Here is a 24,366-nt window from a genome sequence, read left to right as displayed (position 1 = left end):
TCGCCGATGCGGCGTGGGACACTGCGGTGCGTGTCGAGCACGGAGAACCCCGGAGACGGGTCGCAGCAGGTCCCCCCGCCCGAGACGACCGGTCCCGACGCGGTGACCCCGGAGGCCGGGACGCCCGCCGCGCCCACCCCCGGGGAGGCGGCGCTGGCCGACCCGACGGCGACCGAGAGCACCCCCGAGGCGGTCGCACCGGAGGTCACCCCCGAGGAGGCGGCCCCCGAGGCGGTCGCACCGGAGGTCACCCCCGAGGAGGCGGCCCCCGAGGAGGCGGCACCGGAGTCCGTCGTCCCCGAGTCCGTGACCCCCGGCGACGTCGCCCCGTCGGAGTCGGCGCCCGCGCCGGCCGCCGAGGCGGTGTCGGACCCCGCGCAGTGGGGCCGGGTCGACGAGGACGGCACCGTCTACGTGCGCACCGCCGACGGCGAGCGCGCGGTCGGGTCGTGGCAGGCCGGTGACCCGGCCGCGGGGCTGGCGCACTTCGCCCGCCGCTACGACGACCTGGCCACCGAGGTCTCGCTGCTCGAGGCGCGGCTGAAGGCGCACACCGGCAACCCCAACGAGCTCAAGGCCAAGGCGCAGGCGCTGGCCGAGTCGATCCCGGCCGCCACCGCCGTCGGCGACCTCGACGGCCTGGCCGCCCGCGCCCGGGCGATGGTCGGCACCGCCGACTCCGCGGCCGCCGAGTCGCGCGCCGAGAAGGCCGCCGCCCGCGCCGTGCAGATCGCCCGCAAGGAGGCGCTGGCCGCCGAGGCCGAGCAGATCGCCGCGGAGTCGACGTCGTGGAAGGCCGCCGGCGACCGCCTCAAGGCGATCGTCGAGGAGTGGAAGACGATCCGCGGCATCGACCGCAAGACCGACGAGGCGCTGTGGACGCGCTTCGCCGCCGCCCGGGACGCCTTCGGCCGCCGCCGCGGCGCGCACTTCGCCGCCCTCGACGCGCAGAAGGGCGAGGCGCGCGCCGCCAAGCAGGAGCTCATCGCCGAGGCGCAGCGGCTGGCGACGTCGACCGACTGGGGACCCACCAGCGCCGCGATGCGCTCGCTCATGGACCGCTGGAAGGCGGTGCCGCGCACCGGCCGCGACGGCGACGACGACCTGTGGAAGCAGTTCCGCGCCGCGCAGGACGTCTTCTTCACCGCCCGCGCGGAGTCGGACAAGGTGCGCAACTCCGAGCAACTGGCCAACCAGCAGGCGAAGGAGGAGCTGCTCGCCGAGGCCGAGAAGCTCGACCCCTCCACCGACCTGCGCGGGGCCCAGGCCGCGCTGCGCCGGATCCAGGAGCGCTACGACGCGATCGGCCACGTGCCGCGCGGGGCGATGCGCTCGCTCGAGGACCGCATGCAGGCCGTCGAGCAGAAGGTGCGCGGGGCGTCGGACGCCGGCCGGGTGCGCACCGCGCCGGAGAACCCGATGGTCGCCTCCATGCGCGCCGCGGTCACCAAGGCCGAGGAGCAGCTGGCCAAGGCCGAGGCCGCCGGCAACGCCCGCCGCATCGAGGAGGCACGCGCGAACCTCGAGACCCGCCGCGAGTGGCTGGCCGAGGCGGAGAAGACCGCCTCGCGCCGCTGACGCACACGGGGCCGGTGCCGGACGTCGTCGTCCGTCCGGCGGACGACGGGGACGCCGCCGTCGTCCGCCGGATGCTCGCGGCCTACCACCGGGCGACCGAGCGGGAGAAGGGCCGTCCGGTCGACGACGTCGACCGGCTCCCTGCCGCCTACCGCGCCGAGATCGCCGACGCGGGGCCGGCGTCGGGCACGCTCCACCTGCTGGACGCGGGCGGAGCGGTGGCCGGCATGTACGTCCTCGCCCCGATGCCCGTTCGGGCGACCGTGGAGCTGAAGCGGCTGTGGGTCGACCCGGACCGGCGTGGCCGCGGACTCGGCGAGCTGGCGGTCCAGGATGCGGTCCGCCGGGCCGGCGACGCCGGCGCGCACACCGTCCGGCTCAGCGTGTGGGAGTGGCGGACCGGCGCGCTCGACCTCTACCGCCGTGCGGGGTTCGTCGACTGCCCGTCGTGGGATCCGCGGCCCGGCCTGGTGTGCATGGAGCGGCGGGCCGGCTGACGCGTGCCGGTCCCGGTCAGCACCCGCCGGTCGACGCCGGGAGCGGCTCGGGAACGCCGATCCCCGGCATGCCGAGCGCCACACCCGGGGTGGAGGGCCGGATGCCGGCCTCGTGCGCGTCGCCGGCCCGGGTGCGCCGGTGCGACAGCAGCGGGCCGTCGGCGACCAGGTGGTGCGGCGCGGCGGCGGTGACGACGGTCTCGACGACGTCGCCGGGCCGCACGCCCGCGCCCCCGGCGAAGTGGACGAGCCGGCCGTCGCGGGCACGCCCGCTCATCCGCCCCGTCCGGGCGTCCTTGCTGCCCTCCCCCGCCGCGGCCAGCAGCTCGACCGTGCGGCCGACCTGCGCGCGGTTCTCCGCCCAGCTGATCTCCTCCTGCAGCGCGGTCAGCCGCAGGTAGCGCTCCTGCACGACCTCCTTGGGCAGCTGGCCGTCCATCTCGGCGGCCGGCGTCCCGGGGCGCTTGGAGTACTGGAACGTGAAGGCGCTGGCGAAGCGCGCCTGCCGCACCACCTCGAGGGTCTGCTCGAAGTCGGCCTCGGTCTCACCGGGGAAGCCGACGATGACGTCGGTGGTGATGGCGGCGTCGGGCATCGCGGCGCGGACGCGGTCGATGATCCCGAGGTAGCGGTCCTGCCGGTAGCCGCGGCGCATCCGGCGCAGCACGTCGTCGGACCCGCTCTGCAGCGGCATGTGCAGCTGGTGGCAGACCGCGGGGGTCTCGGCCATCGCCTCGATGACGTCGTCGGTGAACTCCCGCGGGTGCGGGCTGGTGAAGCGGACCCGCTCCAGGCCCTCGATGCGGCCGGTGGCACGCAGCAGGTCGGCGAACGCGCCCCGGTCGCGGAACTCGACGCCGTAGGCGTTGACGTTCTGCCCGAGCAGGGTCACCTCGAGGACGCCCTGGTCGACGAGCGCCTGCACCTCGGCGAGGATCTCGCCGGGCCGGCGGTCCTTCTCCTTACCGCGCAGCGCCGGGACGATGCAGAACGTGCACGTGTTGTTGCACCCGACGCTGATCGACACCCAGCCGGCGTAGGCCGAGTCCCGCTTCGCCGGCAGCGTCGACGGGAACACCTCGAGCGCCTCGGCGATCTCCACCTGCGCCTCGGCGTTGTGCCGCGCCCGCTCCAGCAGCGCCGGCAGGGAGCCGACGTTGTGCGTCCCGAAGACGACGTCGACCCACGGCGCCCGCTTCACGATCTCGCCGCGGTCCTTCTGCGCCAGGCACCCGCCGACGGCGATCTGCATGCCCGGGTGCGCGTCCTTCACCGGGCGCAGGTGGCCGAGGTTGCCGTAGAGGCGGTTGTCGGCGTTCTCGCGCACCGCGCAGGTGTTGAGGACGACGACGTCGGCGTCCTGGCCCTCGGGGGCGGCGGCGTAGCCGGCGGCCTCCAGCAGCCCGGACAGCCGCTCGGAGTCGTGCACGTTCATCTGGCACCCGTAGGTGCGCACCCGGTAGGTGCGCTGCGGGCTGGCGAGCTCGGTTCCCATGGCGCTGACGAGGGTACGGCGCCCTGCCGTCCGCCTGCGGCGAGCGATGCCGGTCACGGGGCGTGACCGACGTCGTTACGGCTTCGTGATGACCCCGGGACCTCCCCGTCCCCGTCCGGCCCTAGGGTCCCTACGTGACCAGCCAGCAGACCGGAGGACCTCTCGTCCAGCTGACCGGCGTCAACAAGTGGTTCGGCGAGCTGCACGTGCTGCAGGACATCGACCTCTCGATCGACCGCGGCGAGGTCGTCGTCGTCATCGGCCCGTCCGGGTCGGGCAAGTCGACGCTGTGCCGCACGATCAACCGGCTCGAGTCGATCGAGAAGGGCGAGATCTCGATCGACGGACAGCGGCTGCCCGACGAGGGCAAGCAGCTCGCCCGCCTGCGCAGCGACGTCGGGATGGTCTTCCAGAGCTTCAACCTCTTCGCCCACAAGACGATCCTCCAGAACGTCACGCTCGGCCCCACGAAGGTGCGCGGGCACTCGAAGGCGGACGCCGAGAAGCGGGCGCGCGAGCTGCTCGAGCGCGTCGGCGTCAGCGCCCAGGCCGACAAGTACCCGGCGCAGCTCTCCGGCGGTCAGCAGCAGCGCGTGGCCATCGCCCGCGCGCTGGCCATGGACCCCAAGGTCATGCTCTTCGACGAGCCGACGTCGGCCCTCGACCCCGAGATGATCAACGAGGTCCTCGACGTCATGATCGCGCTCGCCCGCGACGGCATGACGATGATCGTCGTCACCCACGAGATGGGCTTCGCCCGCCGGGCGGCCAACCGGGTGGTCTTCATGGACGGCGGCCGGATCGTCGAGACCGCCGACCCCGAGACCTTCTTCACCGCGCCGCGCTCGGACCGGGCCCGCGACTTCCTCTCCAAGATCCTCAACCACTGACCACCCACGGGAGGACACACCCATGCGCAGCACCCGGAGGATCGCGGCCTTCGCCGCCCTCGGCCTGACCCTGGCCGCCTGCTCCAGCGAGGCCGGCAACCAGGCGGCCGAGGAGTCCTCGGCCGCACCCACCGTCGCCGAGGACGTCGACTTCCCCGCCGGGTCGACGATGGCCGCGCTCAACGAGGCCGGCACCATCACCGTCGGCACCAAGTACGACCAGCCCGGCTTCGGCCTGCTCAACCCGCAGTCCGGGGACCCCGAGGGCTTCGACGTCGAGATCGCCAAGCTCATCGCGGCCGAGCTCGGCATCGCCGAGGACGACATCACCTGGACCGAGACGGTGTCGGCCAACCGCGAGCCGTTCATCCAGAACGGCCAGGTCGACATGGTCGTGGCGACCTACACGATCAACGACGCGCGCAAGCAGGTCGTCGACTTCGCCGGCCCGTACTACCTCGCCGGCCAGGACATCATGGTCGCCGAGGGCAACCCCGAGGGCATCGAGGGCCCCGACGACCTGGCGGGCAAGACGGTCTGCTCGGTCGAGGGCTCGACCCCCGCGCAGAACATCCGGGACAACTACCCGGAGGCGCAGCTGACCACCTACGACGTCTACTCGAAGTGCGCCGACGACCTGCGCAACGGCAACGTGCAGGCGGTGACCACGGACAACGTCATCCTCACCGGCCTGGTGGCCGGCAGCGACGGCGCCTTCGAGCTGGTGGGCAACCCGTTCACCGAGGAGCCCTACGGCATCGGCCTGGCGCTCGGTGACACCGACTTCCGGAACTTCGTCAACGACGTCCTCGAGGAGGCGTTCGAGGACGGCCGCTACGCCGACGCGTGGGACCGCACCGCCGGTTCGATCACCGGCGAGGAGGCTCCCGAGCCCCCGGCGGTCGACCGGTACTGATCCCACTCGACCGGCCGTGACGCCGCCGGGGGGCTCCCCCGGCGGCGTCACGCCCCTGACTGATCGAGGGCGCGGTGCAGTTCCTCAGCGACAACTCCGATCTGTTGTGGAGCGCGTTCCTCACGACGCTCTCCCTGGCGGTCGTCAGCGGCGTGTGCGCCCTCGTGCTGGGCACCGTGCTCGCCGGCATGCGGGTCAGCCCGGTGCCACCCCTGCGCGGGCTGGCCACGTTCTACGTCGAGGTCTTCCGCAACACCCCCCTGACGGTGGTGTTCTTCTTCCTCGCGTTCGGGATCGTGGAGATCGACCTGCAGTTCCCGAGCCGGTTCATCACCGCCGTGGCCGCCCTGTCGCTGTACACCGCGGCCTTCGTCTGCGAAGCGCTGCGCTCGGGCATCAACGCCGTCCCGCCCGGACAGGCCGAGGCGGCCCGGGCCCTGGGGCTGACCTTCGGGCAGGCGCTGCGCCAGGTCGTCCTCCCCCAGGCGTTCCGCACGGTCGTCCCGCCGCTGGGCAACGTGTGGATCGCCCTGGCGAAGAACACCTCGATCGCCGCCGGCTTCGCCGTCACCGAACTGACCGCCTCGTTGCAGCGCCTGGCCAACGTCAACGCCGACCAGCTCCTGGCCGTCTTCGCCGCCGTCGTCGCCGGCTACCTGGTCATCACACTGCCCTCCGCCTGGCTCATCCGGGTGATCGAGAACCGGGTGGCGATCGTCCGATGAGCAGCAGCGTCCTGTTCGACCTGCCGGGGCCGCGCGCCCGCCGCCGGCAGCGCATCGGCACCGTCGTCGGCGCCCTCGTCATCGCGGCCCTCGTGGGGCTCGCGCTCTCCCGCCTCTACGTCAACGGCCAGCTCGAGCCCGACCGGTGGGCGGTGCTGTTCGACCCGGCGTCCGGGGTGCCGCAGGCGCTCTGGGAGGGCCTGCTCAACACGCTGAGCGTGGCCGCCGTCGGCATGGTGCTGGCCACCGTGTTCGGCGCGCTGCTCGCCGTGGGCCGGCTGTCCGACCACCGCTGGGTCCGGGTCCCGGTCGGCCTGGTGATCGAGTTCTTCCGGGCCGTGCCCCTGCTGATCCTCATCCTGTTCTGCCTGCTGTTCCTGCCGACGGTCGGGGTCCCGATGAGCGCGTTCCGCGCGCTGGTCCTGGGCCTGACGCTCTACAACATGGCCGTGCTGGCCGAGATCTTCCGGGCCGGGATCCTGTCGGTCGACCGCGGGCAGCAGGAGGCGGCCTTCGCCCTCGGCATGCGCAAGACCCAGGTCATGACGCTGGTCCTGCTGCCGCAGGCGGTGCGCCGGATGCTGCCGGTCCTGGTGGCCCAGCTCGTCGTCCTGCTCAAGGACTCCTCGCTGGGCTTCATCGTCGCCTACTTCGAGCTGCTGCGGACGGCACGCAGCCTGGTCGAGTTCTTCAACTTCAGCTTCGGCAACCGGTACACCTTCCAGCTCTACGTGGCCGCCGGGCTGATCTACATCGTGGTCAACGTGCTGCTCTCCACGCTGGCCAAGTACGTGGAGAAGCGCACCCGCCGCAGCGCCAAGGCGGCCGCGGTCGACGAGGTCGAACTGCCGGCCGACGTGCAGATGGGTGGCGGCGGCGGGACGGTCACCAAGGCCTGACCAGGCCGTCCTGGGTCCGTCCGGCCGCGCCGCCGGCCGCTCGGACACGGGACGGTCACGGCGAGTCCCGCCCGTCCCGCCGTCCGCGCGGACCACGCGGGTGGTCAGGCCGGGCCGCCGGGCTGCCGAGAGGTGCTCCGTGGACACCGCTCTCCGCCCCGTCGTGCCGCCGCTGCCGGCGATGGTGCGCCTGCCCGACGGTCAGGTCGACGTCGCCCAGGACTTCGTGAACCGCCTGCGTGCGGCCGCACCGCACTTCGCGATCGCCGCCGGTGCGGGGTCCGCCGTCGTCCGCGAGGCCGTGCCGCCGGCGCGGCACCGCCGGGCGCGCTGCCGCGTGGTGCTGCGGCACGCCGACGGCACCGAGCGCGACCTGACCTTCCTCGGCCCGGTCAGCCGGCCCGCGGTGATGCCCGACCGCACCTTCGAGCAGCAGATCCAGCAGTGGCTGGCCGCCGGGCTCGAGGGCGAGGGCGAGTGGCTGGTCGCCGACGACGAGGCGCCCGACGGCGTCGCCGTGGACCTCACCGCCTGGACCGGCCGTCCCGCAGCCGCCGGTCTGGTCACCCAGGCGATGCCGCTGCAGGCCGTGCCCGCCGAGTCGCTCGCCACCCAGGCGATGCCCGCCCAGCTCGCCGCTCCGCTGGCTGGCTGAGCACCGGCGGTCCAGGCCCTACGGGCTCAGTCGTCCTCGGAGCCCCAGGCGGTCGGGTCGGCGTCGTCGTCCCCGAAGGCGGTCTCGTCGAGGACCTCGCGGACCACCGCGCCGGCCAGGCCGCCGTTGTAGCCCTTGCGGGCCAGCATCCCCACGAGGCGGCGGGTGGCGGTGACCCGGTCCACCCGGCGCAGTGACGGCAGGCGGCGCTCGACCAGGTGCCGGGCGGAGGCGCGCTCGTCCTCGTCGTCGACCTGCGCGAGCGCCTGCTCGGCGTCCTCGCCGTCGACGCCCTTCTGGCGCAGCTCCGCCCGCAGCGCCCGGCGGGCCAGGCCACGGCCGGTCTGCCGGGAGGTCACCCAGGCGCGCGCGAAGGCGGCGTCGTCGATGAGACCGACCTCGCCGAACCGGTCGAGGACGGCGGACGCGGCGTCCTCGGGGATCCCGCGACGCTCCAGCAGGTCGGCCAGCTGCTGACGCGTCTTGGCCGACCCGGTCAGGGCCCGCAGACAGATGGCGCGGGCCACCGACTCCGGGTCCCCCTGGTCGTCGGCGGCACCGTCGCGGGGGCCGCCGGACCCCGGGTCGGCGGCGGCCGGGTCGTCCGGGTCAGGGGACGACCCGGCCCGCCGCCGGGAGCGGCCGGCGCGGTCGCGAGGACCGCGACCACGCCGGCCGGCGGGTCGGTCGGACTGCTCGGGGTCGGCCCACTCGGGGCTCGAACCGGACCAGCCGCTCACGAGGTCGCTCAGAAGTCGACCGCGGCAGGGGCCTCGGCCGGCGCGTCGAGCGTGGCGCCGACGCCCAGCTTCTCCTTGACCTTCTTCTCGATCTCGTCGGCGAGGTCGGGGTTGTCCCGCAGGAAGGTGCGGACGTTCTCCTTGCCTTGGCCGAGCTGGTCGCCCTCGTACGTGTACCAGGCGCCGGACTTGCGGATGAAGCCGTGCTCGACGCCGGCGTCGATGAGGCCGCCCTCGCGGCTGAAGCCGTGGCCCCACAGCAGGTCGAGCTCGGCCTGCTTGAACGGAGCCGCGACCTTGTTCTTGACGACCTTGACGCGGACCCGGCTGCCGACGGCCTCGGTGCCCTGCTTGAGGGTCTCGATCCGGCGGACGTCGAGGCGCACCGAGGAGTAGAACTTCAGCGCGCGGCCACCGGTGGTGACCTCGGGCGAGCCGTAGACGATGCCGACCTTCTCGCGCAGCTGGTTGATGAAGATCGCGGTGGTGCCGGAGTTGTTGAGCGCACCGGTGATCTTGCGCAGCGCCTGGCTCATCAGGCGGGCCTGCAGACCGACGTGGCTGTCACCCATCTCGCCCTCGATCTCGGCGCGGGGCACGAGGGCCGCCACGGAGTCGATGACGATGACGTCGAGCGCGCCGGAGCGGATCAGCATGTCGGCGATCTCGAGGGCCTGCTCACCGGTGTCGGGCTGGCTGACCAGCAGGGCGTCGGTGTCGACGCCGATGGCCCGGGCGTACTCGGGGTCGAGCGCATGCTCGGCGTCGATGAAGGCGGCGATGCCGCCGAGGGCCTGGGCGTTGGCCACCGCGTGCAGGGCGACGGTGGTCTTACCGGAGGCCTCCGGCCCGTAGACCTCGATGACGCGGCCGCGGGGCAGGCCGCCGATGCCGAGCGCGATGTCGAGGGCGATGGAGCCCGTGGGGATGACCTTCATCGCCTGGGCCGGGTTGTCGCCCAGCCGCATGACCGAGCCCTTGCCGAACTGCTTGTCGATCTGGGCCAGGGCCATGTCGAGGGCCTTGTCGCGGTCGAGCGTTGCCATGGTGCTCACCTTCGGGAAGTCGCGTGTCGTGGAGTCGAAGCGGTGTCGGAGGCGACGCTAGGCCGGGGGTCTGACACTTTCGGGTGACCGACTCGACCTGTGGAGGGACGACCCCCCTGTGGACGCGGTGCCACTGTAGGGCGAACACGTGTTCGAGTCGAGTGACACGCCGCCGCCCGCGTGCGGGAACGGGCTCAGCGGTCCTTCGGCGGCACGTCGTACTCCTCGCAGATCGCCAGCCACACGCGGCGCACCGGCACCCCGGCGTCGATGGCCTCGACCGCGGAGCGGCCGCCGAGGACGGCGAACACGTGGTCGCGCGCCACGCTCTGCGCCCGCATCGACCCGAACTGGGCCTCCAACCGGGACCAGAACTCCTGCAGGCGCACGTCCCCGACGCTAGCGCGCGTCCCCGTCGGCCGGAGCAGCCGCGTCGGCCCGGGCGGCGTCGACCCGCGCCGCGTCGGTCCGGGCGGCGTGGTCGGCGAGCCCGGCCCGCAGCCGGCGGACCAGCGCGGCCGGGTCGTCGGCGGCCAGCCGCAGCTCGGTCACCGGCCGGCCGCGGGTGCGCGCGAGCGGCAGCACCAGCGGCGTCCGCAGCTCGACGTCCACCTGGGTCGAGGACATGACCGTCACCGACACCGCACGCCGCTCCCCCGACTCCTCGACGACGACCGTGCGCGAGCCCTCGACGCTGCGCCGCCGGGCCCGCACCGCGACGATCTCCTCCCACGGCACCCGGACGTCGACGGCGAACCCGGACCGCACCCGCAGGCCGTGGTCGCCGACCGAGTGCGGGTACACCTCCATCGACGCGAGCAGGCCGATCATCCACAGCAGGCCGTACACGCCGACGACCAGCAGCGCGATCCGCAGGGACTGCCACGGCAGCAGCCAGTCGACCAGCGGGATCTCCACGGCCGACAGCACGATGAACGTCCACAGCACCGGCGTGACGGCCGAGGCGTAGGGGAAGGCGTCGGCACCGGCCGGCACGTCGGGACGGCGCCGCACCCAGCGCCACAGGCTGCACCACATGCCGATCTCGAAGGTGACCGCCTTCCGCAGCAGGCCGGCGACGGTCACGACGCCGCCCCGCCGGGCACCAGGACGCGCAGCCGCTCGAGGACCTCGTCGAGGCCGGAGACCAGCCCCTCCAACCGCTCCGGCGACATGCCGCCGAAGAGCTGGTCGGCGAGCTCGGCCTGCCCGGCCGCCATCCCGGCGAGCAGCTCGTCGGCCCGGGCGGTCGGGGTGACGAGGGTGGCCCTCCGGTCGGTGGGGTGCGGCTCCCGGGTGACCAGGCCCGCCTCGACCAGCCCGTCGACCAGGCCGGTGACGTTGCGGGCACTGACGCCGAGGGCATCGGCGAGGGCGCGCTGGGTGCTCGGGCCGGTCTCGCGCAGCCGCCACAGCAGCGTCGTCCGGGCGACGGTGAGGCCCTCGCCCGCCAGTGACGCCGTCATGTCCCGGCCGAGCAGGACGGTGACCTCGAGGACCCGGTCGAGCGCGGCGATGCGCGCGTCCGTCATCGTGAACCTCCTACACCGTGAAGTAACTTCACGATATAGGACGGCCTAGGCTGGCGCCGTGTTCCCCACCACGGGCTCGTCGACCTGGGACGTCGTCCTCGAGATCGGCATCGCGCTGTGCCTGGTGGTCACCCTCGTGCTGCTGTGGCGCAACATGCGCGGCCGCTGAGCGGTCAGCGCCGGGCCCACACCAGCGCCAGCGGTACCACCAGGGCCGCCGACACCCCGGCCACCAGGCCGAAGCCGCCGAGGGCCAGCAGCGGCCCGCCGAGGGCGCCCGCGACCGCGGCCCCCAGGCCCATCAGCAGGTCGGTGCCGCCCTGCGCGGTGGGCCGCACGTCCCCGGACACCGACTCGGTGACCAGCGTGGAGCCCGCGATCAGCCCGCACGACCAGCCGAGCCCGAGCAGCAGCAGGCCGGCGCCGAGCCGCCCGGCGGCCTCCGGCGGTGCGGTGCCCGCGATGCCGGCGGCCGCGAGGAGCAGCAGGCCCCCGACGGCGACCGTCGCGCGCCGTCCGACGCGGTCGGCGAGCAGGCCGACGAGCGGGCTGAACAGGTACATCCCGGCCACGTGGACGCTGATGACCAGGCCGACCAGCCGCAGCGTCGTCCCGTCGTCGTGCCCGCCGGCGTGGCCCATGTGCACCGGGGTCATGACCATCACGCCGACCATCACCGCGTGGGAGACCACGACGGCGACCAGGCCCAGGCGGCCGCCGGGGTCGGCCCACACCGCGGCCAGCGCCGCCCGGGTGGCCCGGCGCGGGCGGACGGGCGCCGGGCCGGTGCCGTCGCGCAGCCGCCGGGCCAGGAGCAGCGGGTCGGGGCGCAGCGCCAGCCACAGGCCCGCCGCGACGACGGCGAACACGGCGACCGACACGGCGAAGCCGCCGCCGAGCGCGGGCAGGCCGAGCGCTCGGCCGAGGTCCGCTCCCGGTGCGGCGAGGTTCGGACCGAGGACCGAGCCGATCGTCGTCGCCCACACCACGAGCGACAGCGCCCGCCCGCGGCGCTCGGGGGCGGCGAGGTCGGCGGCGGCGTAGCGCGCCTGCAGGCCGCACGCGGTGGAGGCCCCGAAGGCGAAGAGCCCGACCAGCAGCAGCGGCAGCGACGACAGCGCCGCCGCGACGACGGTGAGCGCCGCCCCGCCGACCGCGACGGCGTACCCGGCGGCGAGCCCGGTCCGCCGCCCGGCGCGGTCGGACAGCCGCGCGAGCGGGACGGCGAGGACCGCGGCGCCCAGCACGCCCGCCGTCTGCCCGAGGCCGGCCGCGGCGTCGCTGCCGGCGACCTCGCGGGCGAGCAGGCCGCCCACGGTGATCCCGACCGTGACGCCCAGCCCGGCCAGCGCGACGGCGCCGGAGAGCACGCCGACCGTGCGCCGCTGGACCCGCTCGACGTCGAGGGCGGCCGGGACCTCCGTGGTCACGACACCCTCACAGGCCCAGCGACCGGCCGATGATCTCGCGCATGATCTCGTTGGTGCCGCCGTAGATCGACTGCACGCGGGCGTCGCGCCAGGCCTTCGACACCGGGTACTCGTCCATGTAGCCGTAGCCGCCGTGCAGCTGCAGGCAGCGGTCGGCGACCTTGTTCTGCAGCTCGCTCGTCCAGTACTTGGCCATGGCGGCGTCGACGGCGGTCAGCTCGCCGGTGCCCAGCTGGCGCACGCACTCGTCGACGAAGGTCCGCGCGATCGTCGTCTCGGTGTGCAGCTCGGCGAGGACGAACCGGCTGTTCTGGAAGCTGCCCACCGGCCGGCCGAAGGCGGTCCGGCCGGTCACGTACTCCCGGGTCTGGGCGAGCACCGTCTCGCAGGCGGCCACCGCGCCCACCGCGATCGACAGCCGCTCCTGCGGCAGGTTCTCCATCAGGTGGGCGAAACCGCGGTTCTCCGTGCCGAGCAGGTTCTCCGCGGGCACGCGGACCTCGTCGAAGAACAGCTCGGCGGTGTCCTGGGCCTTGAGGCCCACCTTGTCGAGGTTGCGGCCGCGGGTGAACCCGTGCATGCCGCGCTCGACGACGAGCAGGCTGGTGCCGCGCGAGCCGGGGGCGTCGGGGTCGGTGCGCGCCACGACGATGACCAGGTCGGCGTTGATGCCGTTGGTGATGAACGTCTTGGCGCCGCTGAGCACCCACGAGTCGCCGTCGCGGCGTGCGGTGGTGCGGATCGACTGCAGGTCGCTGCCGGTGCCCGGCTCGGTCATCGCGATGGCCGTGATCAGCTCGCCGCGGCAGAAGCCGGGCAGCCAGCGCGCCGCCTGCTCCTCGGTGCACAGGTCGCGCAGGTAGGGCGCGACGACGTCGTTGTGCAGGCCGAAGCCCAGGCCGCTGGCGCCGACCCGGGTGACCTCCTCGTCGAGGACGGCGTTGTAGCGGAAGTCGCGGACGCCCCCGCCGCCGAAGCGCTCGTCGATGTCGAAACCGAGCAGGCCCTGCTCGCCGCCGGAGAGCCACACGTCGCGCGGGACGACGCCGTCGCGCTCCCACTGGGCGTGGAAGGGGGCGACCTCCTTCTCCAGGAAGGTGCGGACGGTCCGGCGGAGGTCCTCGTGCTCGGCCTCGTAGAGCGAGTGGCGCATGCCCGGCAGTGTGCCGCACGCCACCCCCGGATCGGGGGACCGATCCGCCGTGGGCGTACGCGCAGGCCAGCGGACTGTCGTACCCGCGGGGAGACTGGGGACGTGCCCGCTCTCGACCGGTTCTCCGCGCCCACGCGCGCGTGGTTCACCGGCGCCTTCGCCGAGCCCACGGCCGCCCAGGAGGGCGCCTGGCAGGCGATCAGCAGCGGCGAGCACGCCCTCGTCGTCGCCCCCACCGGGTCGGGCAAGACGCTGGCGGCCTTCCTGTGGTCGCTCGACCGGCTGGCCAGCACCGCGCCGGTCGACGAGAGCCGCCGCTGCCGCGTCCTCTACGTCTCCCCGCTCAAGGCGCTGGCCGTCGACGTCGAGCGCAACCTGCGCGCGCCGCTGGCCGGCATCGGCCAGGCCGCGATGCGGCTGGGCCTGCCGCGGCCGGAGACCACCGTGGGCATCCGTTCCGGCGACACCCCGGCCGACGAGAGGCGGGCGTTCACCCGCCGGCCCACCGACATCCTCATCACCACGCCCGAGTCGCTGTTCCTCATGCTGACCAGCTCCGCGCGGGAGGCGCTGCGCGGTGTGGAGACGGTGATCGTCGACGAGGTGCACGCCGTCGCCGACAGCAAGCGCGGCGCGCACATGGCGGTGTCCCTCGACCGGCTCGACGAGCTGCTCGAGCGGCCTGCGCAGCGGATCGGCCTGTCGGCCACGGTGCGCCCCATCGAGGAGGTCGCCACCTTCCTCGCCGGCGGCCGCCCGGTGCAGGTCGTGCAGCCGACGTCGGTGAAGCAGTGGGACCTGTCGGTCGTCGTCCCGGTCGAGGACATGAGCGCACTCGGCCAGCCGACCGGCGAGCTGGAGGGCTCGGCGGCCGGCGACCAGCCGCGGACGTCGATCTGGCCGGCGGTCGAGGAGCGGGTGCTCGACCTCGTCGAGGCGCACCGCAGCACGATCGTGTTCGCCAACTCCCGGCGGCTGGCCGAGCGGCTCACCAGCCGGCTCAACGAGATGTCCTACGAGCGCACCACCGGCGAGGTCGTGCCCCCGGGCACCAACGCCGCGGCGCTCATGGCCCAGGCCGGCTCCGGCGGGGGCACGCCCGAGGGCTGGCAGCCGGTCGCCGCCGCGCACCACGGATCGGTGTCCCGCGAGCAGCGCGCCGTCGTCGAGGAGGCGCTGAAGTCCGGCCGGTTGCCGGCGGTGGTGGCGACGTCGTCGCTGGAGCTCGGGATCGACATGGGGTCGGTCGACCTCGTCGTCCAGGTCGAGGCGCCGCCCACCGTGGCCGCGGGCCTGCAGCGGGTCGGCCGCGCCGGGCACCAGGTGGGCGCCATCAGCCGCGGCGTGCTGTTCCCCAAGTACCGCGGCGACCTCGTGCAGTGCGCGCTGGTGGCCGAGCGGATGCAGGCCGGCGCCATCGAGTCCATCCGCTACCTGCGCAACCCGCTCGACGTGCTCGCCCAGCAGATCGTGGCGATCGTGTCCGAGGGCCCGCGCACGGTCGAGGAGGTCGGCGCGCTGGTCCGCCGGTCGGCGCCGTTCTCCGGCCTGCCCGACTCCGCGCTGCACGCCGTCCTCGACATGCTGGCCGGCCGCTATCCCTCCGACGCGTTCGCCGAGCTGCGACCGCGGCTGACCTGGGACCGGGTCACCGACACCCTCACCGCCCGCAGCGGCGCCCAGCGGCTGGCGGTCACCAGCGGCGGCACCATCCCCGACCGCGGGCTCTTCGGCGTCTTCCTCGTCGGCGGCGAGGGGGCCGGCGGGCGCCGGGTCGGCGAGCTCGACGAGGAGATGGTCTACGAGTCGCGGGTGGGCGACGTCTTCCTGCTCGGGTCGTCGTCGTGGCGGATCGAGGAGATCACCCACGACCGCGTGCTGGTCTCCCCCGCCCCCGGCCAGCCCGGGAAGATGCCGTTCTGGCACGGCGACGCCCCCGGCCGGCCGCTGGAGCTGGGCCGGGCGCTCGGCGCGTTCCTGCGCGAGGTCGGCTCGGCAACGCCGGAGAGGGGCCGCGAGCGCGCGCAGGCCGCCGGGCTGGACGACTGGGGTGCGGCCAACCTGCTCGCCTACCTCGCCGAGCAGAAGGCGGCCACCGGCCACCTCCCCGACGACCGGACGCTGCTGGTCGAGCGGTTCCGCGACGAGCTCGGCGACTGGCGGCTGGTCGTGCACTCCCCCTTCGGCGCGCAGGTCAACGCCCCGTGGGCGCTGGTGCTGGCCGCGCGGCTGCGCGAGCGCTACGGCGTCGACGTCGCCTCGATGCACTCCGACGACGGCATCGTGCTGCGGCTGCCCGACACCACCGGCGAGCCGCCCGAGGCCGACCTGGCCGTCCTCGACCCCGACGACGTCGAGCGGGAGGTGACCGCGGAGGTCGGCAGCTCGGCACTGTTCGCCAGCCGGTTCCGCGAGTGCGCCGCCCGCGCGCTGCTGCTCCCCCGCCGCGACCCGCGCCGCCGCACGCCGCTGTGGCAGCAGCGCCAGCGCGCCGCCCAGCTGCTCAGCGTGGCCAGCGAGTTCTCCGCGTTCCCCATCACGCTGGAGGCCGCGCGCGAGGTGCTGCAGGACGTGTACGACGTCCCCGGCCTGGTCGAGCTGATGCGCGACGTCCGCTCTCGCCGCGTGCGCGTGGTCGACGTGCAGACCCAGGCCGCCTCGCCGTTCGCCCAGTCGCTGCTGTTCGGCTACGTCGGGCAGTTCCTCTACGAGGGCGACGCCCCGCTGGCCGAGCGGCGGGCGCAGGCGCTGGCGCTCGACACCGGCCTGCTCGCCGAGCTGCTCGGCCGCTCGGAGCTGCGCGAGCTGCTCGACGCCGAGGCGCTCGCCGAGGTCGAGCGGGAGCTGCAGCGGCTGCCGGCCGAGCGCCACCCGCGCGACGTCGACGGCGCCTCGGACCTGCTGCGCGGCCTCGGCGACCTCACCCCCGCCGAGGCGGCGCTGCGCGGCGTGCCGGCGGCATGGCTGGAGGAGCTGGTCGCCTCGCGGCGGGCCATCGTCGTGCGGATCGCCGGCGAGGAGCGCCACGTCGCCATCGAGGACGCCGGCCGGCTGCGCGACGCGCTCGGCACGGCCCTGCCCGTCGGCGTGCCCGAGGCGTTCACCGAGCCGGTCGCCGACCCGCTCGGCGACCTGGTCGGCCGCTACGCGCGCACCCACGGCCCCTTCCAGCCGGCCGAGGTCGCCGCACGGCTCGGGCTGGGCATCGCCATCGTCACCGCGACGCTGCAGCGGCTGGTCGGCACCGGCCGGCTGGTCACCGGCGAGTTCCGGCCCGGCGGCACCGGCCAGGAGTGGTGCGACGCCGAGGTGCTGCGCTCGGTCCGCCGCCGCAGCCTGGCCAAGCTCCGGCAGGAGGTCGAGCCGGTCCCGATCGGCACGCTGGCGCGGTTCACCCCGTCCTGGCAGTCGGTGGGCAGCCGCATGCGCGGGGTCGACGGCGTCCTGGCCGTCGTCGAGCAGCTGGCCGGGGCGCTGGTGCCGGCCAGCGCGCTGGAGTCGCTGGTCCTGCCCAGCCGGGTGCGCGACTACCGCCCCGCGATGCTCGACGAGCTGACCAGCGCCGGTGAGGTGCTGTGGGCCGGCGCCGGCGGGCTGCCCGGCGGCGACGGCTGGGTGAGCCTGGTCCCCGCAGACCTGGCGCCGCTGCTGCTGCCCGACCCGGTCGAGCCGGGCGGGTGGGGAGACGGCACCGAGGGCGGCGTCGCGTTCGCCGTGCTCGAGCAGCTCGGCGCCGGGCAGGCGGTCTTCTTCCGCGGGCTGTCCGACCTCATCGGCGCCACCGACGACACCGCGCTGGCCGACGTCGTGTGGGACCTGGTGTGGGCCGGCCTGCTCACCAACGACACCCTCGCGCCGCTGCGTACCCGGCTGGCCGGCGGCGGCACGCACAAGCGGGCGCCTGCGCCGCCACGCGCCCGCGTCGACCGTCCCCGCTACGGCCGCGCCCGGCTCGGCCGCCCGGCCATGCCCACCCGCACCGGGCCGCCCACCGTCGCCGGCCGCTGGTCCCGGCTGCCCGAGCGCGAGGCCAACCCCACCCGGCGCACCACCGCGCGCGCCGAGGCGCTGCTCGAGCGGCACGGCGTGCTCACCCGCGGCGCGGTCATGGCCGAGCAGGTGCCCGGCGGCTTCTCCGCGGTCTACCCGGTGCTGCGGGCGTTCGAGGAGAACAACCGGGCGCGGCGGGGCTACTTCGTGGAGACGCTGGGCGCCGCGCAGTTCGGCACGGTCGGCTCGGTCGACCGGCTGCGCGCCTTCGCCACCCCCGACCGCCCGCCCGAGGGCGCGGTGGTGCTCGCGGCCACCGACCCGGCCAACGTCTACGGCGCCGCTCTCCCCTGGCCCGACCGCGGCGGCCCGACCGACGGCGGGTCCGCCGACCAGGTGGCCGTCGACGTCGGCGAGGGCACCGGCAGCCGGCGGGCCACCGGCCACCGCGCCGGGCGCAAGGCCGGTGCCCTGGTCGTCCTGGTCGACGGCGAGCTGGTGCTCTACGTCGAGCGGGGCGGCAAGTCGCTGCTGTCGTGGACCGAGGACGAGACCACGCTCAAGGAGGCGGCCACCGCGCTGTCGGGCGCCGTCGCCGCGGGGGCGCTGGGCCGGATGGTGGTGCAGAAGGCCGACGGCGCCTCGGTGCACGAGGACACCCCGCTGTCGTCCGCGCTGCAGGCCGCCGGTTTCGCCGCCACCCCGCGCGGGCTGCGCCTGCGGGGATGAGCTCCTGCGGCTGACCCCGCCGGGGGTGCCGGGCGCCCGCGTACCGTGGACCGTCGCAGTGACGAGGGATAGAGGGAACTGACATGGCAGCCGGAACGGTCCGCTGGTTCGACGCGGACAAGGGCTTCGGGTTCATCGAGCCGCAGGACGGCGGGGACGACGTCTTCGTCCACTTCTCGGCCATCGAGGACACCGGTGGCTTCCGGACCCTCCAGGAGGGCCAGAGCGTCGACTTCGACGCCACCGAGGGACCGCGCGGCCCGCAGGCCGACCGGGTGCGCCCGGTCGGCGGCGCTCCGCGCGGCGGACGCGACGACCGGGGTGGCCGGGACGACCGCGGCGGCCGGGAGGACCGGGGCGGCCGCGACGACCGAGGCCGGGGCGCACGGGCTCCGCGCGGCCTGGTGATCCAGGGCACCGTCGCCCGCTACGACGCCGACCGCGGCTTCGGCTTCATCGTCCCCGAGGACGTCTTCGTGCACGTCTCCGCGGTGGCTCGCGGCGGCGACCTCGAGGAGGGCGACCGGGTCGAGTTCGAGCTGGTCGAGGGCCCGCGCGGGCTGCAGGCGGACGGCGTGCGCCTGCTGCCCTCGCTGCCGCGCCGCGGCGCCGACCGCCCCGCGCCCCGCGAGCGCCGTGACGACCGCAGGGACGACCGGCGCGACGACCGGGGCGGCCGCGACCAGCGCCCGGCCCGCGCTCCCCGGGGCGACTCCGGTGGGGACGCCGGTGGGGACGCCCAGGGCACCGTGCAGTGGTTCAACGCGGACAAGGGCTTCGGCTTCATCACCCCCGACGACGGCGGCGACGACGTCTTCGTGCACTTCTCCGAGATCGCCGACGACGGCGGCTACCGCGAGCTCGAGGAGGGCCAGCGGGTCGCGTTCACCCGCACCTCCGGCGCGCGCGGCACCAGCGCCAGCGACGTCCGCCCGCTGGACTGAGTCAGCGGCCGCGGGCCGTCCGCTCGTCGTGGGCGGCCCGCAGCAGCACCGCGGCCCAGCTGCGGTAAGGGCGCCACGCCTCGGCGATCCGCGCCAGCTCCGCCGGCGAGGGGTCGGCCAGGCCGTAGCGGTGCGCCATCTCCTCGCGCAGCCGCGGCTCCGCGGTCGGGAGGACGTCGGGCGCCCCGGCGCCGCGCACCACCACCAGGTCGGCGGAGAACGGGCCGATCCCGGGCAACTCGCGCACCTCGGCCAGCGCCTGCCCCACCGGCAGCGACCGCAGCCGGCCGCCGTCGAGCCGCCCGTCGAGCGCCGCCTCCGCCAGCCCGCGCAGCCGCTCCTGCTTGACCGGCGGCACCGGCAGGTCGCCGGCGACGGCCACCAGCCGCGACGGCGTGGGGAACGCGGCCGTCGCCTCCCCGTCGACGTCGTGGACCGTGCCGAACCGCTCGGCGATCCGCGCCTTCGTCCCGGCCGCCGCGACCCTGCTGATCCGCTGCGAGAACACCGCCCAGCACGCGGCCTCGTACGGCGACCAGAAGGACACCGGGCGGAAGCCGGGACGCGCGGCGGCCAGCGGCGCGAGCACCGGGTCCGTCGCGGTGACCCCGGCGAAGCCCGCGCCGTCGACGTCGAGACCGAGGATCCGTGCCACCTGCTCGGCCAGCCGCGGCGGCCCGGCGTCGGCGCGCAGCCGCACCGCACCGTCGGCGTCCTGGCTGACGGCGATCCCCGCCGCGGTGTCCGAGCCCTCGATCCAGCAGGCCAGCCGCAGGACGCCGTCGGGTGCGCCGCGATGGCGGGCGGGCGCGAAACCCTCGAGGAAGCGGGCGCTCTGCGCGAGGTCGAACGGGCCGCGCACCGGGAGGGCGATCACGCGCCCCGGTCTACGCGGCGGGTGTGACGGTCCTCAGCGGCGGCCGCGCAGCCAGGGGGCGAGCCAGCGCGACAGCCGCGGCATGACCACCTGGCCGAGCAGCACGACGACGATCGTCGCCGACAGCAGCAGCCGGGCCGGCAGCGGCCACGACGCCACGTACGGGGCCACCAGCAGCTGGAAGGCCAGCGTGATGGCGAAGACGACGCCGATGGTCAGCACGGTCAGCCGCCAGCGCGGTCCCGGGCGCGGCGGGGTCAGCGCGGTGAAGAAGCTGTCCAGCCCGGCCACGCGGGCGTAGTCGGCGCCCTCGGCGAGGTGCTCGACCCGGTCCAACGCCTCCTGCCGCTGCGCCGAGCGCTCCCAGCGGGCCAGCGACTCGCCGTCGGCGAAGCGGTAGACCAGGTGGTAGCGGGTCGAGCCCGGACCCGGGCGCAGCAGGCTGGTGCCCAGGTTGCCCGCGAAGCCGGCGGCGAGGCCGAGGATCTCGTCGGCCCAGCGCTCGAACGCCTCGCCCTGCTCGGGCCGCACGTCGCGGGCGACGGTCACGGTCACCGGCTCACCGGCCGCGGCCAGGTGCGCGGGGGTGCTGCTGGCGGAGGCGGGTCGGCGCTGCACGGGTGCTGCAGCGCCGCGGCACCCGCTGGGCTTCCCGCCCGCGGGGTGACGTCCCTCGCGTCCGAGCAGGGCGGATGCCGTCGGGGGACACTGGAGGCGTGCCCGAGGGAGACACCGTCTGGCTGGCGGCCAAGCGGATGAACACGGCGCTGGCCGGCCAGACGCTGCGCCGCGGCGAGCTCCGGGTGCCGCAGCTGGCCGCGACCGACCTCGCGGGCCGCACGGTCAGCGAGGTGGTCCCCCGCGGCAAACACATGCTGACCCGGTTCACCGACGGCTGGACGCTGCGCACCCACTACCGGATGGACGGCAGCTGGCACATCTACCGCAAGGGCGCCAAGTGGCGCGGCGGGCCGGCGTTCTCGATCCGGGCCGTCCTGGCCACCGACCAGTGGGACTGCGTCGGCTACCGGCTGCACGACGTCGCGATGGTCCGCACGCAGCACGAGGACTCCGTCGTCGGCCACCTCGGCCCCGACGTCCTCGGCCCGGACTGGGACCTCGACGAGGCGCTGCGCCGGCTGCGGGCGCACCCCGACGAGCAGATCGGCGTCGCCATCCTCGACCAGCGCAACCTGTGCGGGCCGGGCAACCTCTACAAGGTCGAGGGCCTGTTCGTCTGCCGCGTGCACCCGTGGATGCGGGTGGCCGACGTCGAGGACCTCCCCGGGCTGGTCGAGCGGACCCGCGCGCTGATGCTGGCCAACCGCGACCGTCCCGAGCAGAGCACCACCGGCGACCTGCGCCGCGGCCGCGACCACTGGGTCTACGGCCGCAAGGACAGGCCCTGCTACCGGTGCAGCACGCCGATCCTGCGCGGTGACCAGGGCCCCGACCTGCAGGAACGCATCACCTACTGGTGCCCGACCTGCCAGGCCACCGACGCGCCGGTCGACCCGCAGGCCCGTACGGGCGAGCCGGACCACCCGCGGCCGCTGACCAGCGCGACCTGAGACACCGCGGGCCCGGTCACCACCGGTGACCGGGCCCGCGGTGGGTGCTCAGGCGTTCTCGGGTCGCTGGACCGGCTGCTCGGTCTTCTCGAACGACGGCGACGACGTCCCCGGGCCGATCGCGCCCGCGGCGCCGCTGCCGCCCTCGACGGCGGCCTGCCCGCCCATGCCGGCGCGGATCTGCTCCAGCCGGGAGGCGCCGGCGACGTCGAGCGTCGCCTTCTGCACCTCGAGCATGCGGCCCTCGACCGAGGTCTGGGCGAGCTCGGCCTGGCCCAGGGCGTTGGCGTAGCGGGCCTCGATCTTGTCGCGGACCTCCGCCAGACTCGGGGTGTTGCCCGGCGCGGACAGCTCGTTGACCTGGCGCATCGAGGCGGCCACGTGCTCCTGCATCTTGGCCTGCTCGAGCTGGCTCATCAGCTTGGTGCGCTCGGCGAGCGTGGTCTGCAGCCGCATCCGGCTCTGCTCGACCGCGCCGCGCGCCTGCTCGGCGGCGTGCAGCGCCTCGTCGTGGCTGCGCTTGAGGTCCTCCATCGCCTGCTCGGCGGCGACCAGTTGGGTGGCGAAGGCCTGCGCGGCGTTCTCGTACTCGCCGGCCTTGGCCGCGTCGCCCCGGCCGCGCGACTGGTCGGCGAGCACCAGCGCCTGGCGCGCCGAGGCCTGCAGCTTCTCGACCTCGCCGAGCTGCCGGTTCAGCCGCATCTCCAGCTGCCGCTGGTTGCCCAGCACCGCGGCGGCCTGGTTGGCCAGCGCCTGGTGCCGCTGCTGCTCGGCCTCGATCGCCTGCTGGATCTGGATCTTCGGGTCCGCCCGCTGGTCGATCTGCGCGTTGGCCGACGCGGTCAGGTACCGCCAGAGCTTGACGATCGGGTTGGGCATGGTGGCTCCTCCTGCTCCGGCGCGCGTCCCGCGCCGCCTCCTGGCCGACCGACCACCACCTCCCGGCAGCGGTCCTCCCCGTCATCGTCCCAGCAGGACGGGTGTCCCGGCCAACAGGGACGTCCCCGGTCCGCCTGGCGTCCCTCGTCCGGGGATGCCCGGAGCGCCCCGGCCGTCCGGGCCAGGGTCAGGCGGGCGCCAGCCAGACGGCGGTGTCGGGCGCGAGCGCCTCCCCCGGGGTCCCGCTGCCCAGCAGCACCCGCCCGAGCCCGGCCAGCGGGACCGGCCGCGCCGACAGGTTGACGACGCAGCGCAGCGCCGGCCCCCGGTCGAAGGCCAGGACGTCCGCACCCAGGTCCAGCCAGGTCAGCGGCTCCTCCACCGGCAGCTCCCGGCGCAGCCGCAGCGCGGCCCGGTACAGCGACAGCGTCGACGCCGGGTCCGCGCGCTGCGCCTCCGCGGTCAGCGACGCCCACGACGCGGGCTGCGGCAGCCACGGCGTCACACCGTCGGGCGCGAACCCGAACGGCGGCGCGTCCCCGGACCACGGCAGCGGCACCCGGCAGCCGTCGCGCCCCCGTGCCGTGTGCCCGGACCGCTCCCACGTCGGGTCCTGCAGCGCCTCGGCGGGCAGGTCCTCGACCTCCGGCAGGCCGAGCTCCTCCCCCTGGTACAGGTACGCCCCGCCCGGCAGCGCCAGCGTCAGCAACGCCGCGGCGCGGGCCCGGCGCAGCCCCCGGGCGAGGTCGGCGGGCGGGGCGTCGTCGAACCCCATCACCGCGGCGCCGCTGCGCTCCCGGCCGAAGCGGGTGACGTGCCGGGTCTCGTCGTGGCTGGACAGCACCCAGGTGGCCGGGGCGCCGACCGGGGCCAGCGCGGCCAGCGTCCCGTCGACCACCGTCCGCAGCGCCCCCGCGTCCCACGGCGCCTTGAGGTAGTCGAAGTTGAAGGTGGTGTGCAGCTCGTCGGGCCGGACGTAGCGGGCCAGCCGTTCCGGGCCGTTGACGACGGCCTCGGAGACGAACAGCCGGTCGCCGTCGTAGGCGTCGCCGATGCGGCGCCAGCGCCGGAAGACCTCGTGCACCTCGTCGACGTCCCAGTGCGGGTTGCCCACCCACTCGCTGCTGGCGAACGAGGCGCCCGGCGGGTGCCCCGCGTCGGGCAGGCCGGGCACCTTCGCCATCGCCGGGGCGGCGTCGACGCGGATCCCGTCGACGCCGCGGTCGAGCCAGAACCGCACCGTCGCGTCGAAGTCGTCGGCCACCTCCGGGGAGGTCCAGTCCAGGTCGGGCTGCTCCGGGGCGAACAGGTGCAGGTACCACTGCTCCGGGCCGCCGGGACCGGTCACCCGCGTCCAGGCCGGGCCGCCGAAGGCGCTGATCCAGTCGTTGGGCGGCGCGCTGCCGCCGGCCCGCCCGTCGCGGAAGAAGTACCGCGAGCGCTCGGGCGCGCCCGGACCCGCGGCCAGCGCCGCGCGGAACCACGGGTGCTCGGCCGAGGTGTGGTTGGCGACCAGGTCGACCACGACGCGCACCCCCAGCGCATGCGCGTCGGCCACCAGCGCGTCGACGTCGGCGAGGGTGCCGAAGCGCGGGTCGACGTCGCGGTGGTCGGCGACGTCGTAGCCGCCGTCGGCCATCGGCGAGGGGTACCAGGGCGTGACCCACAGCGCGTCGACGCCGAGGTCGGCGAGGTACGGCAGCCGGCTGCGCAGGCCGGGGACGTCGCCGAGCCCGTCCCCGTTCCCGTCGGCGAAGCTGCGCAGGTAGACCTCGTAGACCACCGCCGTCCGCCACCACGGACGGCGGTGGTCCACGGGC

General features: G+C 75.1%; 22 protein-coding genes. 10 read left to right on the top strand and 12 right to left on the bottom strand.

Annotated elements, in window-relative coordinates; genetic code table 11:
• The first annotated feature begins 30 nt into the window (after positions 1–30).
• Together FN207_RS24990 and FN207_RS24985 are read left to right on the top strand one after the other, a co-directional pair.
• The gene (locus FN207_RS24990) at positions 31–1,578 is read left to right on the top strand and encodes a DUF349 domain-containing protein (RefSeq protein ID WP_246066367.1); all 1,548 of its coding nucleotides are present in this window, start codon (positions 31–33) and stop codon (positions 1,576–1,578) included.
• A gap of 14 nt (positions 1,579–1,592) precedes the next feature.
• Positions 1,593–2,075 (top strand): GNAT family N-acetyltransferase, encoded by a 483-nt coding sequence (locus FN207_RS24985; RefSeq protein ID WP_221888391.1) that lies wholly within the window; start codon positions 1,593–1,595, stop codon positions 2,073–2,075.
• Positions 2,076–2,091: 16 nt separating this feature from the next.
• Here FN207_RS24985 and miaB read toward each other — a convergent pair whose 3' ends face one another.
• Positions 2,092–3,570 (bottom strand): tRNA (N6-isopentenyl adenosine(37)-C2)-methylthiotransferase MiaB, encoded by a 1,479-nt coding sequence (gene miaB, locus FN207_RS24980; RefSeq protein ID WP_142461164.1) that lies wholly within the window; start codon positions 3,568–3,570, stop codon positions 2,092–2,094.
• A 134-nt stretch (positions 3,571–3,704) separates the two neighbouring features.
• Between miaB and FN207_RS24975 the strand changes: the two genes are divergently transcribed.
• From FN207_RS24975 to FN207_RS24955, 5 genes are all read left to right on the top strand, one after another.
• On the top strand, positions 3,705–4,460 hold the full coding sequence (locus FN207_RS24975; protein WP_110908680.1) for an amino acid ABC transporter ATP-binding protein: 756 nt from the start codon (positions 3,705–3,707) through the stop codon (positions 4,458–4,460).
• 22 nt (positions 4,461–4,482) lie between these two features.
• A complete protein-coding gene (locus tag FN207_RS24970) occupies positions 4,483–5,376 on the top strand; it encodes a glutamate ABC transporter substrate-binding protein (RefSeq protein WP_142461163.1) in 894 nt (297 codons plus the stop codon).
• Positions 5,377–5,450: 74 nt separating this feature from the next.
• Positions 5,451–6,101: an amino acid ABC transporter permease gene (locus tag FN207_RS24965; RefSeq protein ID WP_142461162.1), complete on the top strand. Its 651-nt coding sequence runs from the start codon at positions 5,451–5,453 to the stop codon at positions 6,099–6,101.
• Entirely contained in the window at positions 6,098–7,000 is a 903-nt protein-coding gene (locus tag FN207_RS24960) for an amino acid ABC transporter permease (RefSeq protein ID WP_142461161.1), read from the top strand. The genes FN207_RS24965 and FN207_RS24960 overlap by 4 nt, the downstream gene beginning before the upstream one ends.
• A 139-nt stretch (positions 7,001–7,139) precedes the next feature.
• Positions 7,140–7,655: a PH domain-containing protein gene (locus FN207_RS24955; protein WP_185938571.1), complete on the top strand. Its 516-nt coding sequence runs from the start codon at positions 7,140–7,142 to the stop codon at positions 7,653–7,655.
• Between the two features lie 26 nt (positions 7,656–7,681).
• Here FN207_RS24955 and FN207_RS24950 read toward each other — a convergent pair whose 3' ends face one another.
• The 7 genes from FN207_RS24950 to FN207_RS24920 all read right to left on the bottom strand — a co-directional run bounded on the left by FN207_RS24950 (position 7,682) and on the right by FN207_RS24920 (position 13,556).
• A complete protein-coding gene (locus FN207_RS24950) occupies positions 7,682–8,395 on the bottom strand; it encodes a regulatory protein RecX (RefSeq protein ID WP_221888390.1) in 714 nt (237 codons plus the stop codon).
• 8 nt (positions 8,396–8,403) lie between these two features.
• Positions 8,404–9,441 carry a recombinase RecA gene (gene recA, locus FN207_RS24945; protein WP_142461160.1) on the bottom strand — a complete coding sequence of 346 codons (1,038 nt, stop codon included), beginning with the start codon at positions 9,439–9,441 and terminating at the stop codon, positions 8,404–8,406.
• Between the two features lie 194 nt (positions 9,442–9,635).
• On the bottom strand, positions 9,636–9,830 hold the full coding sequence (locus tag FN207_RS24940; protein WP_110005764.1) for a DUF3046 domain-containing protein: 195 nt from the start codon (positions 9,828–9,830) through the stop codon (positions 9,636–9,638).
• Positions 9,831–9,840: 10 nt separating this feature from the next.
• On the bottom strand, positions 9,841–10,527 hold the full coding sequence (locus FN207_RS24935; RefSeq protein ID WP_142461159.1) for a hypothetical protein: 687 nt from the start codon (positions 10,525–10,527) through the stop codon (positions 9,841–9,843).
• Positions 10,524–10,973 (bottom strand): MarR family winged helix-turn-helix transcriptional regulator, encoded by a 450-nt coding sequence (locus FN207_RS24930; RefSeq protein ID WP_142461158.1) that lies wholly within the window; start codon positions 10,971–10,973, stop codon positions 10,524–10,526. The genes FN207_RS24935 and FN207_RS24930 overlap by 4 nt, the downstream gene beginning before the upstream one ends.
• Before the next feature lie 173 nt (positions 10,974–11,146).
• Complete coding sequence (locus FN207_RS24925; protein ID WP_142461157.1) at positions 11,147–12,403, bottom strand: MFS transporter; 1,257 nt, start codon at positions 12,401–12,403, stop codon at positions 11,147–11,149.
• Positions 12,404–12,410: 7 nt separating this feature from the next.
• A complete protein-coding gene (locus FN207_RS24920) occupies positions 12,411–13,556 on the bottom strand; it encodes an acyl-CoA dehydrogenase family protein (RefSeq protein WP_142461156.1) in 1,146 nt (381 codons plus the stop codon).
• A 102-nt stretch (positions 13,557–13,658) separates the two neighbouring features.
• Between FN207_RS24920 and FN207_RS24915 the strand changes: the two genes are divergently transcribed.
• Both FN207_RS24915 and FN207_RS27575 read left to right on the top strand, forming a co-directional pair.
• The gene (locus FN207_RS24915; RefSeq protein ID WP_142461155.1) at positions 13,659–18,275 is read left to right on the top strand and encodes an ATP-dependent helicase; all 4,617 of its coding nucleotides are present in this window, start codon (positions 13,659–13,661) and stop codon (positions 18,273–18,275) included.
• A gap of 83 nt (positions 18,276–18,358) precedes the next feature.
• Complete coding sequence (locus FN207_RS27575; RefSeq protein ID WP_425459860.1) at positions 18,359–19,219, top strand: cold shock domain-containing protein; 861 nt, start codon at positions 18,359–18,361, stop codon at positions 19,217–19,219.
• A 1-nt stretch (position 19,220) separates the two neighbouring features.
• Here FN207_RS27575 and FN207_RS24895 read toward each other — a convergent pair whose 3' ends face one another.
• Both FN207_RS24895 and FN207_RS24890 read right to left on the bottom strand, forming a co-directional pair.
• Positions 19,221–20,096 (bottom strand): DNA-3-methyladenine glycosylase family protein, encoded by an 876-nt coding sequence (locus FN207_RS24895; RefSeq protein ID WP_142461153.1) that lies wholly within the window; start codon positions 20,094–20,096, stop codon positions 19,221–19,223.
• Positions 20,097–20,129: 33 nt separating this feature from the next.
• Positions 20,130–20,714 carry an antibiotic biosynthesis monooxygenase gene (locus FN207_RS24890; protein WP_142461152.1) on the bottom strand — a complete coding sequence of 195 codons (585 nt, stop codon included), beginning with the start codon at positions 20,712–20,714 and terminating at the stop codon, positions 20,130–20,132.
• Positions 20,715–20,812: 98 nt separating this feature from the next.
• Here FN207_RS24890 and FN207_RS24885 point away from each other — a divergent pair, with 98 nt between their 5' ends.
• Entirely contained in the window at positions 20,813–21,667 is an 855-nt protein-coding gene (locus FN207_RS24885) for a DNA-formamidopyrimidine glycosylase family protein (protein ID WP_142461150.1), read from the top strand.
• A gap of 48 nt (positions 21,668–21,715) precedes the next feature.
• On the opposite strand, the gene FN207_RS24880 is transcribed toward FN207_RS24885, so the two are convergent.
• Together FN207_RS24880 and FN207_RS24875 are read right to left on the bottom strand one after the other, a co-directional pair.
• Positions 21,716–22,546, bottom strand: a complete 831-nt coding sequence (locus FN207_RS24880) for a PspA/IM30 family protein (protein ID WP_142461148.1) — start codon at positions 22,544–22,546, stop codon at positions 21,716–21,718.
• A gap of 187 nt (positions 22,547–22,733) precedes the next feature.
• Positions 22,734–24,362 (bottom strand): glycoside hydrolase family 13 protein, encoded by a 1,629-nt coding sequence (locus FN207_RS24875; protein ID WP_142461147.1) that lies wholly within the window; start codon positions 24,360–24,362, stop codon positions 22,734–22,736.
• Positions 24,363–24,366: the final 4 nt, after the last annotated feature.

Source organism: Geodermatophilus aquaeductus, assembly GCF_900182545.1.
Classification (GTDB): domain Bacteria; phylum Actinomycetota; class Actinomycetes; order Mycobacteriales; family Geodermatophilaceae; genus Geodermatophilus; species Geodermatophilus aquaeductus.
The sequence above is the reverse complement of the archived record's forward strand: the minus strand, read 5'-3'. Positions and strand labels throughout refer to the sequence as shown.

What these genes read in the sequence shown, in the direction of transcription:
- FN207_RS24930 (WP_142461158.1), bottom strand. Translation starts at nt 10,973, where the DNA reads ATGACGGACGCGCGCATCGCCGCGCTCGACCGGGTCCTCGAGGTCACC.
- FN207_RS24880 (WP_142461148.1), bottom strand. Translation starts at nt 22,546, where the DNA reads ATGCCCAACCCGATCGTCAAGCTCTGGCGGTACCTGACCGCGTCGGCC.
- recA (WP_142461160.1), bottom strand. Translation starts at nt 9,441, where the DNA reads ATGGCAACGCTCGACCGCGACAAGGCCCTCGACATGGCCCTGGCCCAG.
- FN207_RS24960 (WP_142461161.1), top strand. Translation starts at nt 6,098, where the DNA reads ATGAGCAGCAGCGTCCTGTTCGACCTGCCGGGGCCGCGCGCCCGCCGC.
- miaB (WP_142461164.1), bottom strand. Translation starts at nt 3,570, where the DNA reads ATGGGAACCGAGCTCGCCAGCCCGCAGCGCACCTACCGGGTGCGCACC.
- FN207_RS24920 (WP_142461156.1), bottom strand. Translation starts at nt 13,556, where the DNA reads ATGCGCCACTCGCTCTACGAGGCCGAGCACGAGGACCTCCGCCGGACC.
- FN207_RS27575 (WP_425459860.1), top strand. Translation starts at nt 18,359, where the DNA reads ATGGCAGCCGGAACGGTCCGCTGGTTCGACGCGGACAAGGGCTTCGGG.
- FN207_RS24970 (WP_142461163.1), top strand. Translation starts at nt 4,483, where the DNA reads ATGCGCAGCACCCGGAGGATCGCGGCCTTCGCCGCCCTCGGCCTGACC.